General features: G+C 63.2%; 11 protein-coding genes, 2 tRNA genes and 1 rRNA gene. 3 read left to right on the plus strand and 11 right to left on the minus strand.

Annotated elements, in window-relative coordinates; all coding sequences use genetic code 11:
- Positions 1–157 precede the first annotated feature (157 nt).
- The 5 genes from HNO53_RS18760 to ilvC form a co-directional block, all read right to left on the minus strand.
- A tRNA-Ala gene (locus HNO53_RS18760) sits at positions 158–233 on the minus strand.
- 109 nt (positions 234–342) lie between these two features.
- Positions 343–419, minus strand: a tRNA-Ile gene (locus HNO53_RS18765).
- A gap of 108 nt (positions 420–527) precedes the next feature.
- Positions 528–2,067, minus strand: a 16S ribosomal RNA gene (locus tag HNO53_RS18770).
- 718 nt (positions 2,068–2,785) lie between these two features.
- Complete coding sequence (gene pssA, locus HNO53_RS18775; RefSeq protein WP_209474221.1) at positions 2,786–3,664, minus strand: CDP-diacylglycerol--serine O-phosphatidyltransferase; 879 nt, start codon at positions 3,662–3,664, stop codon at positions 2,786–2,788.
- Positions 3,665–3,816: 152 nt separating this feature from the next.
- A complete protein-coding gene (ilvC, locus tag HNO53_RS18780) occupies positions 3,817–4,833 on the minus strand; it encodes a ketol-acid reductoisomerase (RefSeq protein ID WP_209474223.1) in 1,017 nt (338 codons plus the stop codon).
- 179 nt (positions 4,834–5,012) lie between these two features.
- Between ilvC and ilvY the strand changes: the two genes are divergently transcribed.
- Complete coding sequence (ilvY, locus tag HNO53_RS18785; RefSeq protein WP_209474225.1) at positions 5,013–5,900, plus strand: HTH-type transcriptional activator IlvY; 888 nt, start codon at positions 5,013–5,015, stop codon at positions 5,898–5,900.
- Between the two features lie 61 nt (positions 5,901–5,961).
- Here the strand turns inward: ilvY and ilvN are convergent, their stop codons facing one another.
- The 5 genes from ilvN to rluD form a co-directional block, all read right to left on the minus strand.
- On the minus strand, positions 5,962–6,453 hold the full coding sequence (gene ilvN / locus HNO53_RS18790; RefSeq protein WP_111415356.1) for an acetolactate synthase small subunit: 492 nt from the start codon (positions 6,451–6,453) through the stop codon (positions 5,962–5,964).
- Entirely contained in the window at positions 6,453–8,177 is a 1,725-nt protein-coding gene (locus tag HNO53_RS18795) for an acetolactate synthase 3 large subunit (protein ID WP_209474227.1), read from the minus strand. Before HNO53_RS18795 ends, ilvN begins: the two co-directional genes overlap by 1 nt.
- A gap of 468 nt (positions 8,178–8,645) precedes the next feature.
- Positions 8,646–11,228: an ATP-dependent chaperone ClpB gene (clpB, locus tag HNO53_RS18800; RefSeq protein ID WP_209474228.1), complete on the minus strand. Its 2,583-nt coding sequence runs from the start codon at positions 11,226–11,228 to the stop codon at positions 8,646–8,648.
- Between the two features lie 155 nt (positions 11,229–11,383).
- On the minus strand, positions 11,384–12,139 hold the full coding sequence (gene pgeF, locus HNO53_RS18805) for a peptidoglycan editing factor PgeF (protein ID WP_209474230.1): 756 nt from the start codon (positions 12,137–12,139) through the stop codon (positions 11,384–11,386).
- 9 nt (positions 12,140–12,148) lie between these two features.
- A complete protein-coding gene (gene rluD, locus HNO53_RS18810) occupies positions 12,149–13,108 on the minus strand; it encodes a 23S rRNA pseudouridine(1911/1915/1917) synthase RluD (protein WP_209474232.1) in 960 nt (319 codons plus the stop codon).
- A gap of 117 nt (positions 13,109–13,225) precedes the next feature.
- Here rluD and HNO53_RS18815 point away from each other — a divergent pair, with 117 nt between their 5' ends.
- Positions 13,226–14,050, plus strand: a complete 825-nt coding sequence (locus HNO53_RS18815) for an outer membrane protein assembly factor BamD (protein WP_209474234.1) — start codon at positions 13,226–13,228, stop codon at positions 14,048–14,050.
- Positions 14,051–14,146: 96 nt separating this feature from the next.
- Here HNO53_RS18815 and HNO53_RS18820 read toward each other — a convergent pair whose 3' ends face one another.
- Positions 14,147–15,778 (minus strand): NAD+ synthase, encoded by a 1,632-nt coding sequence (locus HNO53_RS18820; protein ID WP_209474236.1) that lies wholly within the window; start codon positions 15,776–15,778, stop codon positions 14,147–14,149.
- Positions 15,779–15,876: 98 nt separating this feature from the next.
- On the opposite strand from HNO53_RS18820, the gene HNO53_RS18825 reads away from it, so the two are divergent.
- Positions 15,877–16,140: a PP0621 family protein gene (locus tag HNO53_RS18825; protein WP_209474238.1), complete on the plus strand. Its 264-nt coding sequence runs from the start codon at positions 15,877–15,879 to the stop codon at positions 16,138–16,140.
- Positions 16,141–16,197: the final 57 nt, after the last annotated feature.

Below are 16,197 nucleotides of genomic sequence, written 5' to 3' on the forward strand. Positions count from 1 at the left end.
GATACGCGACGATGGCTTATGACTGCAGATCCGATCAGGTAAGACTGTGGGAAGCGGGTGGCGAGAAGTGGCGAAGCCAAACGATCCGAGGCTAGGCGAAAGGTGACGACGCATAGTTCGCTATGCGAGGAGCCTTTCAACGACGCATCGGGAAGTTTGGTGGAGCCAAGCGGGATCGAACCGCTGACCTCCTGCGTGCAAGGCAGGCGCTCTCCCAGCTGAGCTATGGCCCCACTGATCACCGCGTTGCGACTTGCGATGAATTTCGTCGGAGACAAGGCGCTTTGGGCCGACGCATAGCTCGCTATGCGAGGTTCAAAGCAACGCCGTATCCGGCGAAATTGGTGGGTCTGGGCAGATTTGAACTGCCGACCTCACCCTTATCAGGGGTGCGCTCTAACCAACTGAGCTACAGACCCGGCTTACTACCGATGCATCAGTGATCGCTCACTGATCCAAACAGTCTTTGCTCTGGCCGATCAGGTAATTCATTGTGGGCACTTGCCGCGAGGCGGCGATACGTCGTTTAAGGAGGTGATCCAGCCGCAGGTTCCCCTACGGCTACCTTGTTACGACTTCACCCCAGTCATGAACCACACCGTGGTGATCGCCCTCCCGAAGGTTAGGCTAACCACTTCTGGTGCAGTCCACTCCCATGGTGTGACGGGCGGTGTGTACAAGGCCCGGGAACGTATTCACCGTGACATTCTGATTCACGATTACTAGCGATTCCGACTTCACGGAGTCGAGTTGCAGACTCCGATCCGGACTGAGATCGGCTTTCTGGGATTGGCTTGCCCTCGCGAGCTCGCAACCCTTTGTACCGACCATTGTAGCACGTGTGTAGCCCTACCCGTAAGGGCCATGATGACTTGACGTCGTCCCCACCTTCCTCCGGTTTGTCACCGGCAGTCTCCCTAGAGTTCCCGACCGAATCGCTGGCAAATAGGGACAAGGGTTGCGCTCGTTACGGGACTTAACCCAACATTTCACAACACGAGCTGACGACAGCCATGCAGCACCTGTCTCTGCGTTCCCGAAGGCACCCCTTCGTCTCCGAAGGGTTCGCAGGATGTCAAGGGTAGGTAAGGTTCTTCGCGTTGCATCGAATTAAACCACATGCTCCACCGCTTGTGCGGGCCCCCGTCAATTCATTTGAGTTTTAACCTTGCGGCCGTACTCCCCAGGCGGTCGACTTATCGCGTTAACTGCGCCACAAAGTCCGCGAAGGACCCAACGGCTAGTCGACATCGTTTACGGCGTGGACTACCAGGGTATCTAATCCTGTTTGCTACCCACGCTTTCGCACCTCAGCGTCAGTGTCAGTCCAGAAGGCCGCCTTCGCCACTGGTATTCCTCCCGATCTCTACGCATTTCACCGCTACACCGGGAATTCTACCTTCCTCTCCTGCACTCTAGCCTGACAGTTCCGGATGCCGTTCCCAGGTTGAGCCCGGGGCTTTCACAACCGGCTTATCAAGCCGCCTACGCGCGCTTTACGCCCAGTAATTCCGATTAACGCTCGCACCCTCCGTATTACCGCGGCTGCTGGCACGGAGTTAGCCGGTGCTTCTTCTGTGGGTGATGTCTTCCCTGACGGGTATTAACCGTCAGGCGTTCTTCCCCACTGAAAGTGCTTTACAACCCGAGGGCCTTCTTCACACACGCGGCATGGCTGGATCAGGGTTGCCCCCATTGTCCAATATTCCCCACTGCTGCCTCCCGTAGGAGTTCGGGCCGTGTCTCAGTCCCGATGTGGCTGATCATCCTCTCAGACCAGCTACGGATCGTCGCCTTGGTGAGCCATTACCTCACCAACCAGCTAATCCGACATAGGCTCATCCGATAGCGCAAGGTCCGAAGAGCCCCTGCTTTCTCCCGTAGGACGTATGCGGTATTAGCCTGGGTTTCCCCAGGTTATCCCCCACTACCGGGCAGATTCCTATGCATTACTCACCCGTCCGCCGCTCGCCACCAGGGAGCAAGCTCCCCGTGCTGCCGCTCGACTTGCATGTGTTAGGCCTGCCGCCAGCGTTCAATCTGAGCCATGATCAAACTCTTCAGTTTAAAATCATCGAGTCCTTGCTCGTCCGAAGACGAAAGCGGACCAATCTCGGCTCAAGGTCAAAGCTTCTCAAAAGACCCGAAGGTCTCGACGAGTCGCTTGCCTTGAAATGGTGTGACTTCTCACCACCTCATCGACAAGCGCCCACATGAATTACCTGATCGATTGTTAAAGAGCGGCTCCGGGCTCTTGAAGAGAGCGGAGCGTCTCGCTTGCTGTCGTGGCCGTCGATCCAGTGATCGAGAGGCCTCGCCAGCGCCCTGCGAGGAAGGCGTATTCTACTGAAGCGCCGGAGCTTGTCAACTCTCTTCGAGGCCGCCACCGAAATGACCCTGGCATCGAAGACCGGCCTAGGCCGGCGACCGCAAGCCCGCTTGAGGACTTGCTTTCGAGTGAGGCGCATTCTACCGAATCCGCCGTGGGCGTCAAGTGCGAATTTTACGAAGCGAATCGAAAAACCCAAAGCAAGACAGCCACTTACCACTCTTCCACCGCCTGCAACGTTGCCCGTCGCGGCAGCGGATGCGTACTTTACGGCTTTCCCCTGGCCCCTGCAAGGGGCGCCTGTAAAAAAATTTCAAACGCGTGGCGATGCGATGTCAGAACGCAGGCGGCGAGCTATCCACAGGCGCTGGCAGACGAGGGGCTGTGGATGGTTTCGGTGCGGGACGAAGACGACAACGCCCGCGCGAGGCGGGCGTCGACTTGCTGGCGGTCGGTTCAGCTCTCGGGTGGAGAATGTTTCATCTTTCGCATGAGAGCCAGCACCGGTCCCGATGCCACGTAGGCACCGAACAGCAGCAGCAGCATGACGGAAGGTTCAACCGAGATCACCACGAAGCCGAGCACGATCGCCAGCAGCGCCACAAAGGGAACTGGCCCCTTGAGATCGATCTCCTTGAAGCTGTAGTAACGGATGTTGCTGACCATGAGCACGCCCGCAGCTGCCACGACGATCATCATCAGCAGCTTGTAGCCGAAGGCCTCGGCATCGAAGCTATGAAAGGTCCAGACGCTGGCCGCGACGAAGGCCGCTGCTGAAGGACTGGGCAGGCCGATGAACCATTTTTTATCGACGCTACCGATTTGCACGTTGAAGCGCGCCAGGCGCAGTGCCGCACAGGCGACGTAGAGAAAGGCCACCACCCAGCCGGTCTTGCCGATGTCCTGGAGTATCCAGGTGAACGCCACCAGCGCCGGCGCCACGCCGAAAGAGAGCATATCGGAAAGGCTGTCATACTCGGCCCCGAAGGCGCTCTGGGTATTGGTCAGGCGTGCCACGCGCCCGTCCAGCCCGTCGAGCAGCATGGCAATGAAGATCGCCACCGCCGCCGCTGTAAAGTCGCCATTGATACCGGCCACCACTGAGAAGAAGCCGGCAAAGAGAGCCGACGTGGTGAAGAGGTTTGGCAGCAGGTAGATCCCCCTGCGCCTGACCTTCTTACCGTCCTCGATCGACTCCTCGATCACCTCCGTCTCGCGCACGAAGGCAGCCGCCAGATCCTCCTCGTCCGACCGCTCGTCCTTGCCAGCGGCAGGACCTGTCTGGGCGCCATCACGATGGATGTCGTGTTCGGTATTGCGGGAATCCTGACTCATTCGTCTCATCCGTTGCCAGAATGGGGCCACTCGAAGGTGCTGCCTTCATTCTACACGGTGATGCCGAGGCGAAAAGCGCAGTAGCTATGAGCCAGATACGACCAGGGCGCGGAAATCCGCGCCCTGGCCTTCAACGGAGCGAGTCCAACGACTCAGTTCTTGCTCTTGTCGACCAGTTGGTTGGCGGCGATCCACGGCATCATACCGCGCAGCTTGGCACCGACCTGCTCGATCTCGTGCTCGGCATTCAAGCGGCGGCGAGCGGTCATGGAAGGATAATTGGTGTTGCCTTCCTGGATGAACATCTTGGCGTACTCGCCGGTCTGGATGCGCTTGAGGGCATTGCGCATGGCCTGGCGCGACTGTTCGTTGATGACCTCGGGACCGGTCACGTACTCGCCATACTCCGCATTGTTGGAGATGGAGTAGTTCATGTTGGCGATACCGCCCTCGTACATCAGGTCGACGATCAGCTTGAGTTCGTGCAGACACTCGAAATAGGCCATCTCGGGGGCATAGCCCGCCTCGGTCAGCGTCTCGAAGCCGGCCTTGACCAGCTCCACGGCACCGCCGCACAGCACGGCCTGCTCACCAAACAGGTCGGTCTCGGTCTCGTCCTTGAAGGTGGTCTCGATGATCCCGCTGCGACCGCCGCCGATGGCCGCGGCATAGGAGAGCGCCAGCTCCTTGGCCTTGCCGGAGGCGTCCTGATGGATGGCGATCAGGTCGGGAATGCCGCCACCCTTGACGAACTCAGAGCGCACGGTGTGCCCCGGCGCCTTGGGAGCGACCATGATCACATCGAGGTCGCGGCGCGGTTCGATCTGGTTGTAGTGGATGTTGAAGCCGTGAGCGAAGGCCAGGGTAGCACCCTGCTTGAGGTTCGGCTCGACCTGGCTCTCGTAGATCGCCTTCTGGTTCTCGTCCGGCGCCAGGATCATGACGACGTCGGCAGACTGGCAAGCTTCCTCGACTGTAGCGACCTTGAGGCCAGCCGCTTCGGCCTTGGCCGCAGAAGAGGAGCCCGAACGCAGAGCGACGGTGACGTCGACGCCTGACTCCTTGAGATTGTTGGCATGGGCATGGCCTTGAGAGCCGTAGCCCACGATGGTGACCTTCTTGCCCTGAATGAGGGAGAGGTCGCAATCCTTGTCGTAATAGACGCGCATGCTGGTGCTCCTGGAAAGGAAAGTCGATGAAGTTTCGTGTCAGCGTTGATGGCCACCCGCGCCGTCTATCGCGGCGCTGGGAGTCGGCTCAATCGATGGCTCTACCTTAGCGCCAAGGGAACGTTGCGTAAAACGCGATATTTGCAACACCACATGCCGTTTCATGCAATAATCCAGACATGGACATGCGCCCCCTCAAGCAATTCCTTGCCCTGGCTGACACGCTGCACTTCGGTCGTGCCAGCGAGCTTTGTCACGTCAGCCCCTCGACGCTCTCGCGCACCATCCGCCAGCTTGAAGAGACCCTTGATGCGCCGCTGTTCGTGCGTGACAACCGCCATGTCAGCCTGACGCGCCAGGGCCTGGCCTTTCAAGCCTATGCCCGCGAGACGCTGGCACAGTGGGAAATGCTGCGCCATACCCTGAGCAGCCAGGCCGGTGAGCTGGCCGGCGAAATCAGCATCTACTGCTCGGTCACGGCCAGCTACAGCTTTCTCTACGACCTGTTAAGCGATTTCCGCCTTCGTCATCCACGCATCGAACTCAAGCTGCACACCGGCGATCCGGCGGAGGCGATGAACCGTGTGCTCGCCGGCGAAGAGGACATGGCGATCACGCCGCGGCCCCGCAGCGCGCCGGGAGGCCTGGCCTTCAAGTCGCTGACCCGCTCTCCCCTGGTATTCATCGCCCCGGTAAAGCAGGCAAGCTGGATGCCCGCCACCCCCGCCTCGCCCTCGGCCACCCAGTGGCGAGCCGTGCCGATGATACTCTCCGAAGCTGGGCTGTCACGCGACTATGCCGATACGTGGTTCAAGGCGCTCGGTGTGGCACCGATGATCTATGCCCAGGTGGCCGGCCACGAGGCGATCGTCAGCATGGTGGGGTTGGGCTTCGGTATCGGCGTGGTGCCGAAGATCGTACTCGACAACAGCCCCCTCGCCGAGCGGGTCCGCGTGCTTCCGGTGAAGCCAGAGCTACCGCACTATGACGTCGGCCTGTGCGTGCTCCATCGCCAGCTCAAGAGTCCGCTGATCCAGGCGCTGTGGGACGAGGTCGAAGAGCGCTAGGCGGCCATCCACGAAAAAGCCGCCTCGAAAGGCGGCTCATCGATACGGCTGACAGCGGAAATCAGAGGCTGAGCACTTTGTCGCCACGGGCTATACCCGACACTCCAGTCCGCGCCACCTCGAGTACCCCTACCGGCCCCATGGCCTGAAGAAAGGCGTCGAGCTTGGGCGCATCGCCGGTGATCTGCACGGTGTAGAGGCTCGGCGTGACATCGACGATCTGGGCGCGAAAGATATCGACGGTACGCTTGACCTCGTCGCGGGCCGCTCCCAGCGCCTTGACCTTGACCAGCATCAGTTCACGCTCGATGTGGTTGCCCTCGGTGAGGTCGACCAGCTTGATAACGTCGATCAGCTTGTTCAGATGCTTGGTGATCTGCTCGATCACCCGGTCGTCGCCGACGGTGGTCACGGTCAGCCGCGACAGCGACGGATCCTCGGTGGGCGCCACGTTGAGCGTCTCGATGTTGAAGTTGCGCTGCGAGAACAGTCCTACCACACGAGACAGTGCGCCCGGTTCGTTTTCCATGAGAATCGAGATGATATGGCGCATCAGGTCCGCTCCGTCTTGGAAAGCAGCATGTCACGCATGGAGCCCAGGGGCACCTGCATCGGATAAACGTGCTCGCGCGGGTCGACGATGACATCGACGAACACCAGCTCGTGCTTGTCGGCGAAGGTACGCTCCAGCGCCGGGCGCAGCTCGTCCATCGTCTCCACCCGCAGCGCGGTGAAGCCATACGCCTCGATCAGCTTGGCGAAGTCGGGCAGCGACTCCATGTAGGAGTGCGCATGTCGCGACTTGTAGTTGAGGTCCTGCCACTGGCGCACCATGCCCAGCGAGGCGTTGTTCAGGTTGATGATCTTCACCCCGCCACCGAACTGCTTACAGGTGGAGAGCTCCTGCATCATCATCTGGAAGCTGCCCTCGCCGGTGACGCAGATCACCTGATCGTCGGGAAAGTTCTGCTTGATGCCCATGGCGGCAGGAAAACCGAAGCCCATGGTGCCGAGTCCGCCCGATGTGATGAAGCGGTTGGGCTTGTCGAACTTGTAGTACTGGGCAGCGAACATCTGATGCTGGCCGACGTCGGTGGTCACGTAGGCCTCGCCACGCGTGACCTCGCACAGCGCCTCGATCACCTCCTGCGGCTTGAGCTGCTCGCCGGGCTTCGATGGCTCGTAGAGCTTGCCACGGCGCTCCTCGCGCCAGCCGTCGATCTTGTCCCACCACTCCGCCAGGGCCTCGGGATGGGCGATTTCCTTGCCCTGCACCAGGCTGATCATCTCGTCGATGACGCTGGCCGCCGGCCCGACGATGGGCACATCGGCGCGCACCGTCTTTGACACCGAGCTGGGGTCGATGTCGACATGAATGATCTTGGCCGTGGGGCAGAACTTGGAGGTGTTATTGGTCACACGGTCATCGAAGCGCGCCCCGATGGCGATGATCAGGTCGGCGTGGTGCATGGCCATGTTGGACTCGTAGGAGCCGTGCATGCCCAGCCAGCCCAGACACTGCCGGTCGCTCTGCGGGTAGGCACCGATGCCCATCAACGTGGTGGTAATGGGGTACCCGAGCCTCTTGACCAGATCGGTCAGCCCCTCGCAGGCACGCCCGGTAATGACCCCGCCGCCAGTGTAGAAGACCGGCCGCTTGGCCTTGAGCATCATCTCCACGGCCTTCTTGATCTGGCCAGTGTGCCCCCGCGCCACCGGATTGTAGGAGCGCATCTTGACTTTCTTCGGGTAGACGTACTCGTAGCGTTCGGTGGGCGCGGTCATGTCCTTGGGAATGTCCACCACCACCGGGCCGGGACGCCCCGTCGCGGCCAGGTAGAAGGCCTTTTTCAAAACTTCGGGAATTTCGGTCGGGTGCTTGATCGAAAAGCTGTGCTTCACAATCGGGCGGGTCACGCCGATGATGTCGGTTTCCTGGAAAGCATCATCGCCGATCAGGTGGCTCATCACCTGGCCGCACAGCACCACCATGGGAATCGAATCCATGTAGGCGGTAGCGATGCCGGTGACGGCGTTGGTGGCGCCGGGACCGGAGGTGACCAGCACCACGCCGGGCTTGCCGGAGGCCCGGGCGTAGCCGTCGGCAGCGTGGGTGGCCGCCTGCTCGTGGCGAACCAGAATGTGCTTGACCTTGTCCTGACGGAACAGTGCATCGTAGATGTGCAGCGCCGCGCCGCCCGGATAGCCATAGATGTATTCGACGCCTTCATCCTGGAGGAATCTGGCGATCATATCCGCGCCGGAAAGCAGTTCCACTTGTGTCTCTCCCCTGGAGGTCTCGAGTGCGATCCGCACCCACTGGCGGGCACGGGTTCGAGTGCGGCGGTATGCCGCTGTCGGCGAGGCCGACACCTGATGCCAAACCCTGGCATTAGGCCCGTTTGGGGCCTGCACTCTCAGCACGGCGGATTGCCGCGTCGGGGCATTGGCCGGTTCCGGCGGTTGGCCGGCTCCGGAATCCTTCGGCGGGTAGAGGCCACAAGGCCCACCCTTCGCACGGGAATGGGGGATCGCCCGCTGGTGTCCGTGCCCGCAAATCAGGAACGCTCAAGATTCCAACAGCCTAGCGACAGTGTCAACCGTGGCGCGACCACGAACTTGCCGACAGCGTAAAAAAGCCCGCCGGCAATGTGCGGGCGGGCAAGGGGGGTTACAGGACGCAACCTATAAGACAGTGTAGTCGCTCGCCGGGCTCTGCACCGGGGAACGCGTTATGACTGTGTATCAGGCACGAAACACGAGTTTGTCGTCTTCCACCTCCACGTGAATGACATCGCCGGAGGCGAACCGACCGCCCAGCAGATCCTGGGCCAGCGGATTTTCGATGCGACTCTGGATCGCCCGCTTCAGCGGCCGCGCACCGAACACCGGATCGAAGCCTGCCAGCGCCAGCTGGGCCATGGCCGTGTCGCTGACCTCGAGCTGCATGCCATGCTCGGCCAGACGGGCGCGCAGGCGGTCGAGCTGAATGCCGGCGATCGCTTCGATCTGCTCCTGGCGCAAAGCGTGGAACACCACCACCTCGTCGATACGGTTGATCAGCTCGGGGCGGAAATGCATGCCTACCACGTCCATGACGGCACGCTTCATCGCCTCGTACTGCTCGTCGGCGCCCCCCATGCGCTGGATGATCTCCGAGCCCATGTTCGAGGTCATCACGATGACGGTGTTGCGGAAGTCCACGGTGCGCCCCTGGCCATCGGTGAGACGCCCGTCCTCCAGCACTTGGAGCAGGATGTTGAACACGTCCGGGTGGGCCTTCTCCACCTCGTCAAGCAACAGCACCGAGTAGGGCTTGCGTCGCACCGCCTCGGTCAGGTAGCCGCCCTCCTCGTAGCCAACGTAGCCGGGCGGGGCACCGATCAGGCGGGCCACGGAGTGCTTCTCCATGAACTCCGACATGTCGATGCGTACCATCGCCTCCTCGGTATCGAAGAGGAAGTTGGCCAGCGCCTTGCACAGCTCCGTCTTGCCCACCCCGGTCGGGCCGAGGAACAGGAACGAGCCGTTGGGCCGGTTGGGGTCGGCGAGCCCGGCACGCGAGCGGCGCACGGCGTTGGCCACGGCGGTGACCGCCTCCTCCTGGCCGATCACGCGCTGGTGCAGTGCCTCCTCCATGCGCAGCAGCTTGTCGCGCTCGCCCTCGAGCATCTTGGCGACCGGAATGCCGGTCCAGCGCGACACCACCTCGGCGATCTCCTCCTCGGTGACGCTGGAGCGCAGCAGCTTATGCTTCGAGGTGTCGGCCTCGGCCTCGCTCGACTCGGCGATCTTCTTCTCCAGCTCGGGGATCACGCCGTACTGCAGCTCCGACATGCGGCCGAGATCGCCCTGGCGACGCGCCTGCTCCAGCTCGATCTTGGCGCGCTCGAGCTCCTCCTTGAATTGGCCTGCCCCTTGGATGCTGGCCTTCTCGGCCTTCCAGATCTCGTCGAGATCGGCGTACTCCCGCTCGAGGTCGTCGATCTGCTCCTGCAGGCTCTCGAGACGCTTCTTCGACGCCTCGTCAGTCTCCTTCTTGAGGTGCTCGCGCTCCATCTTGAGCTGAATCAGGCGACGATCTAGGCGGTCCATCTCTTCGGGCTTGGAGTCGAGCTCCATACGGATGCGCGAGGAGGCCTCGTCGATCAGGTCGATGGCCTTGTCGGGCAGCTGGCGGTCGGTGATGTAGCGGGTCGACAGCTTGGCCGCGGCGATGATGGCGCCGTCGGTGATGTCGACGTTATGGTGCACCTCGTAACGCTCCTTGAGGCCGCGCAGGATCGCCACGGTGTCCTCCTCGGAGGGCTCGTCGACCAGCACCTTCTGGAAGCGTCGCTCGAGAGCGGCATCCTTTTCGATGTACTTGCGGTACTCGTCGAGGGTGGTGGCCCCTACGCAGTGCAGCTCGCCGCGGGCCAGCGCCGGCTTGAGCATGTTACCGGCGTCCATGGCGCCCTCGGCCTTGCCGGCGCCGACCATGGTGTGCAGCTCATCGATGAACAGGATGACCCGACCCTCTTCCTGGGCCAGCTCCTTGAGCACCGACTTGAGTCGTTCCTCGAACTCGCCGCGGAACTTGGCGCCGGCCAGCAGCGAGCCCATGTCGAGCGACAGCACGCGCTTGTCCTTGAGCCCCTCCGGCACCTCGCCGTTGACGATGCGCTGAGCCAGCCCCTCGACGATGGCGGTCTTGCCCACGCCGGGCTCGCCGATCAGCACCGGGTTGTTCTTGGTGCGCCGCTGCAGCACCTGGATGGTACGACGGATCTCGTCGTCGCGGCCGATCACCGGGTCGAGCTTGCCGTCTGCGGCGCGCGCGGTAAGGTCGAGGGTATACTTCTCAAGCGCCTCGCGGCTCTCCTCGGCGTTGGGGTCGTCGACCCGCTCGCCGCCGCGCACGCTGTCGATGGCGCTTTCCAGCGCCTTGCGGGTCACGCCGGCCTGGGTCAGCAGCTTGGTCACTGCGTGCCCCATCTCCAGCGCGGCCAGCAGCACCAGCTCACTGGCGATGTACTGGTCGCCGCGCTTCTGCGCTTCGCGATCGGTCAGGTTGAACAGCTTGATTAGATCCCGCGATGGCTGCACCTCGCCGGTGAACTGTGAGACCTGGGGCAGATCATCGAGGTGTCCCGCCAAGGTGTCGCGCAGCCGCGCGGCGTCACCGCCGGCTTTCTGGACGAGTGCCTTGATGCCGTTATCGCGGTCATCGAACAGCGCCAGCAACAGGTGGCCGGGCTCGAGTTGATTGTGCCCGCGTCCCACGGCCAAGGACTGAGCGTCGGCCACGGCGTTTTGCAGCTTGGCGGTGAACTTGTCGAAACGCATTCGCTTTCCTCCATCGGGGTGGCGGCGCGTTCGGACGCGCCGCTTGGCCCTGTCATGTCGTATTGACAGGTTCAATGGAGTCAGCGTGGCCGGCTTTCAAGTCGCCGGCCAGGGGAAGCGTGCGTCAGCTTGACGCGGGTCAACGTTGGGGCGGCCTATCTTAGCCAGATCACGCTGGCCATGCGCCCGGTCTTGCCGTCGTCGCGACGATGGGAATAGAAACGCGATTCACAGGCCGTACAGAAGTGGCCGCCACTGATATGGGAGACCCCCAACCGTTCGAGTCGCATCCGCGCAAGCTTGTAGAGGTCGCCCATGTAGTGGCCCAGGCGGTAGGGGCTGGGATCGAAGGCGGCCACCGCTTCGGGATGCACGCCGACGAAGGCCTGTTGCACCTCCGGCCCTACCTCGAACTGGGCGTTGGAAATCGCCGGCCCCAGCCAGGCCAACAATTCCTCGGGGGGTGTCGCCAGCGCCGCCACTGTTGCCTCGAGCACTCCTCCGGCAAGCCCTCGCCACCCAGCGTGGGCCACACCTACGCGCGTGCCCTCACGGTCGCAGAAGAATACCGGCAGGCAATCGGCGGTCAGCACTACACAGGCGTGGCCCCGGTCGAAAGCCACCGACGCGTCCGCCTCCGGCACGCCGTCGGTGTAGCTCGACTGTACCCGGGCGCCATGCACCTGTCTGAGCCACAGCAGCGGCCGCTCGTCCCCGATCTCATTGCCGATCAGACGCCGGCACAGCGCCACGTGAGCGGGGTTGTCGCCCACCTGGTCGGCCGGGTTGAAGCAGGCGAACTCCGCCTGGCTGGGTCCGGTCTCGCGCGTGGTGACGAAGCCCCCGACGCTGGCAGGCGCTGGCCAGTCAGGCACGATCAGGGTCGGTTGCAGATGGGGGGCATCGCTCATCCTGGCTCCTCAGCGCATGACCGCATGGTCGTCGCGCAGGTAGTCGATCAACAGCAGCAGGTCGTCGGGTAGCGGCGCGCGGAACTCGACCGGCTCGCCGCTGCCGGGGTGCAGAAAAGCCAGTTTCCTGGCATGCAACGCCTGACGCGGAAACTCGCGCAGCAGCGTCTTGAGCGCCTCGCCGGCCCCTGCCGGCAGCTTGAGCCGACCACCGTATACCGGATCGCCGACCAGCGGAAAGCGCCGGTGCGCCAAGTGCACGCGAATCTGGTGGGTGCGTCCGGTCTCGAGCCGACAACGCACGTGGGTATGGGCACGGAAGCGCTCGACCACGCGGTAGTGCGTGACCGCCGGCTTGCCGCTGACATGCACCGCCTGGCGCTTGCGATCCTTGGGATGGCGGCCGATAGGAGCGTCCACCGTGCCACCGGAGGTCATCACCCCGACGCAGATCGCATCGTACTCGCGTGACACCGTACGCGCCTGGAGCTGCTCGACCAGTGAGGTCTGGGCGGTGAGCGTCTTGGCCACCACCATCAGGCCGGTGGTGTCCTTGTCCAGACGGTGTACGATACCGGCCCGCGGCACAGTGGCCAGACTGGGGCAGTGGTGCAGCAGGGCATTGAGCAGGGTGCCGTCCGGGTTGCCCGCGGCCGGGTGCACCACCAGTCCTGCCGGCTTGTCGATGACCAGGACATCGTCATCTTCGTGGACCACCTCGAGCGGGATCTCCTCGGGCTCGAAGCGCTTCTCCTCCTCGAGCGTGGCCGCCAGCTGCAGCCACTCGCCGCCGGCCATCTTGTCCTTGGGCTTGCCCGGACGACCGTCGACGGTCAGTGCCCCCTCCTTGATCCAGCCCTTGAGACGCTCGCGAGAATGGTCGGCGAAGAGTTCGGCGGCGGCCTGGTCGAGGCGACAGCCGGCCAAAGAGATGGGCACGCGTTGCTGAGCTTCCACGGTCTGGGGCATAGGGGAGTATCGCTGTCGGCATCCTCGGACTGCGTTTTCACGCGAGGTGCTTTATAGTGGACGGGTTACGGTCGATTCTACCACGGCCGACACGGCTTGTTAGACACGAGGATCACGATGCGCGTTTCCCCCATCGCCACACGCCTTATCGCCCTGCTCCTGGCCGCCGCCCTGGTCAGCGGCTGTGCCGGCAGGTCTGCCACGGAAGAAGAGCAAGACGAATTCGAAGGCGTCGCCGAGCAGCAGCTCTACGACGAGGCGCGCGACGCGCTCGAGGACGGACGCTACACCACAGCCATCTCGCGCCTAGAGGCCATCGATACGCGTTATCCCTTCGGCCGCCACGCCGAGCAGGCCCAGCTCGAGCTGATCTACGCCTACTACGAGACCAACGACTGGGAGGCCACCCGTGCCGCCGCGAGTCGCTTCATTCGCCTGCACCCCACCCACCCCCAGGCCGACTATGCGCTCTACATGCGCGGGCTGGCCTCATGGCAGGCGGGCCGCTTCAGTCTCGAGCGGCTGCGCCTGATCGACATCTCCAAGCGCGACCTGGGGGCCTCGCGTGACGCCTACACCGATTTCCGCGAACTGGTGTCGCGCTATCCGGCCAGCGAATACGCTCCCGACGCCGAGCAGCGCATCGTCTACCTGCGCAACGTGCTGGCCCGGCACGAGCTGCATGTCGCCGACTTCTACCTGCGCAAGGGTGCCTACCTGGCCGCAGTCGAGCGCGGTCGCTGGGTGGTCGAGAACTATCCCGAGGCCGAGGCCACCCGCGATGCGCTGGCGGTGATGGTCGAAGGCTATCTCGGGCTCGACATGCGCGACCGCGCCCGTGAAGTGCTGCAGGTCCTGATCGAGAACGATCCGAACAACGATCGCCTGCGTGGCCGCACCTTCCAGCCGCAGCACGTACCGGCGGAGTCGCTCTCCGCCTGACCGCAAGCTGCTGGCAGCGTCAGACGGCTACAGCAGAACGCCACCGCTCCTTCGGGCGGTGGCGTTCTTTTTGGCTCGGGTGCGAGGCTCTGGCGCCTACTCCCCCGGTTGCCAGCCGTTGACGATGGGGTAGCGGCGGTCGCGACCGAAGCCCCGTGGCGTCACCCGCACGCCGACCGGCGCCTGGCGCCGCTTGTACTCGTTGCGATCGACCAGCTTCACCACCTGGTAGACATCATCGCGCTCGAAGCCGGCGTCGATGATCGACTCGGCGCTCATGTCCCCCTCGATGTAGCGCGCCAGGATGGCGTCGAGAACGTCGTAGTCGGGCAACGAGTCGGTGTCCTTCTGGTCAGGGGCCAGCTCCGCGGAGGGCGGGCGCGTGATGACTCGCTCGGGAATCGCCGGCGACTGGGTGTTGCGCCAACGAGCCAGACGATAGACCCAGGTCTTGTAGACGTCCTTGAGCGCATTGAAGCCGCCCACCATGTCGCCATAGAGCGTGGCATAACCGACCGCCATCTCGCTCTTGTTGCCGGTGGTCAGTACCATCAATCCTTTCTTGTTGGAGATGGCCATCAGCAGCACGCCGCGGCAGCGAGACTGCAGGTTCTCCTCGGTGGTGTCGCGCTCGGTGCCGGCGAAGGTGTCGGCCAGGGTGGCCATGAAGGCGTCGACCATCGGCTCGATAGGCAGCACCTCGTAGTGCACGCCGAGCAGCCGTGCCTGCTCGGCCGCGTCCTCCTGGGAGATGTCGGCGGTGTAGCGATACGGCATCATCACCGCATGCACGCGCTGCGGGCCCAGCGCGTCCACGGCGATGGCAAGCGATAGCGCCGAATCGATACCGCCCGAGAGACCCAGCACCACGCCCTGGAAGCCGCTCTTGTTGACATAGTCGCGCACGCCGCTGACCAGCGCGCAGTAGAGGCTCTCCTCAGGCTCCTCGGTGGGCTCGACCTCGCCCTCCTGCGGCACCCAGCCGTCGGCCTCCTTGACGAACTGAACCGGCATCAGCCCCGCCTGCCAGTATGGCGCGACGACTCGCACTTGACCGTCAGCGGCAACACAGGCCGAACCGCCGTCGAACACCAGCTCGTCCTGGCCGCCGATGGTATTGACGTAGACCAGCGGCAGCGACACTTCGGCGGCACGCTGCTCGAGCAGGCGCAGGCGCTCGGCCGGCTTGTCCTGGTGGTAAGGCGAGGCGTTGAGCGTAATGAGGATGTCCGCCCCCGCCTCGCGGGCCGCCCGCACCGGGCCACCGTCCCAGATGTCTTCGCAGATCAGGATGCCGAGTCTGGCGCCCTTGTGCTCGATGACCAGGCTCTGCTCGCCGGTGGCGAAATAGCGACGCTCATCGAACACCTGATAGTTGGGCAGCGCCTGCTTGGCATACTCCCCGATCCACTCGCCGTTGTAGAGCAGCCCGGCCAGATTGTAGCCGAGCCCTTCGCGGCGGCCGGGATAGCCGATGATCACCAGGACGTCGCGGGACATCTTCGCCGCCATGCGGGAACGCGCCTCGCGCAGACGAGTCTCCATGGAAGGACGCAGCAACAGATCTTCGGGGGGATAGCCGCTCAGGAAGAGTTCGGGAAACACCACGATGTCGGCACCATGTTCAATGCGTGCCTCGCGAACGGCTTCGATGGCACGATCGGCGTTGCCGGGGATGTCCCCTACCAGCGGGTCCAGCTGCGCCATCACCAGCGTCAAATCTTGCATGGGCGTAGAAATCTCTTGAGAATCCGTAGTCACTCTATTGTCCCGCAAGGGCGTCCGGCTGGCAAAGCCGCTAGCCCCTACCAGGGAGACGAACAAGGATGAATCTTTTGCTCATTCGGCTGATCATCTTCGCCGTGCTGTTTCTCGCCGGCCTCAAGCTCTACCGCATGTACCGCGAATGGAAACTCGACCGCGAGGATGCCCTGAACGTCGAGTCGCAGCAGGAAGGCGGCCAGATGGTACGTTGCGCCTGGTGTCAGGTGCACGTGCCGGAGTCCGATGCCCTGCGCGACCACGGGGAGTGGTTCTGCAGCAGCGCCCATCGCGATCGCTTCCTGCAGGAGCAGCGCCCCGAAGAGTAGACCTCAGGCGATGACGGCAATCGCTTACAAATTCCATCGGCAATGGCTGATAGACTC

The sequence above is a fragment of the Billgrantia antri genome (assembly GCF_017868935.1).
GTDB classification, from domain to species: domain Bacteria; phylum Pseudomonadota; class Gammaproteobacteria; order Pseudomonadales; family Halomonadaceae; genus Halomonas; species Halomonas antri.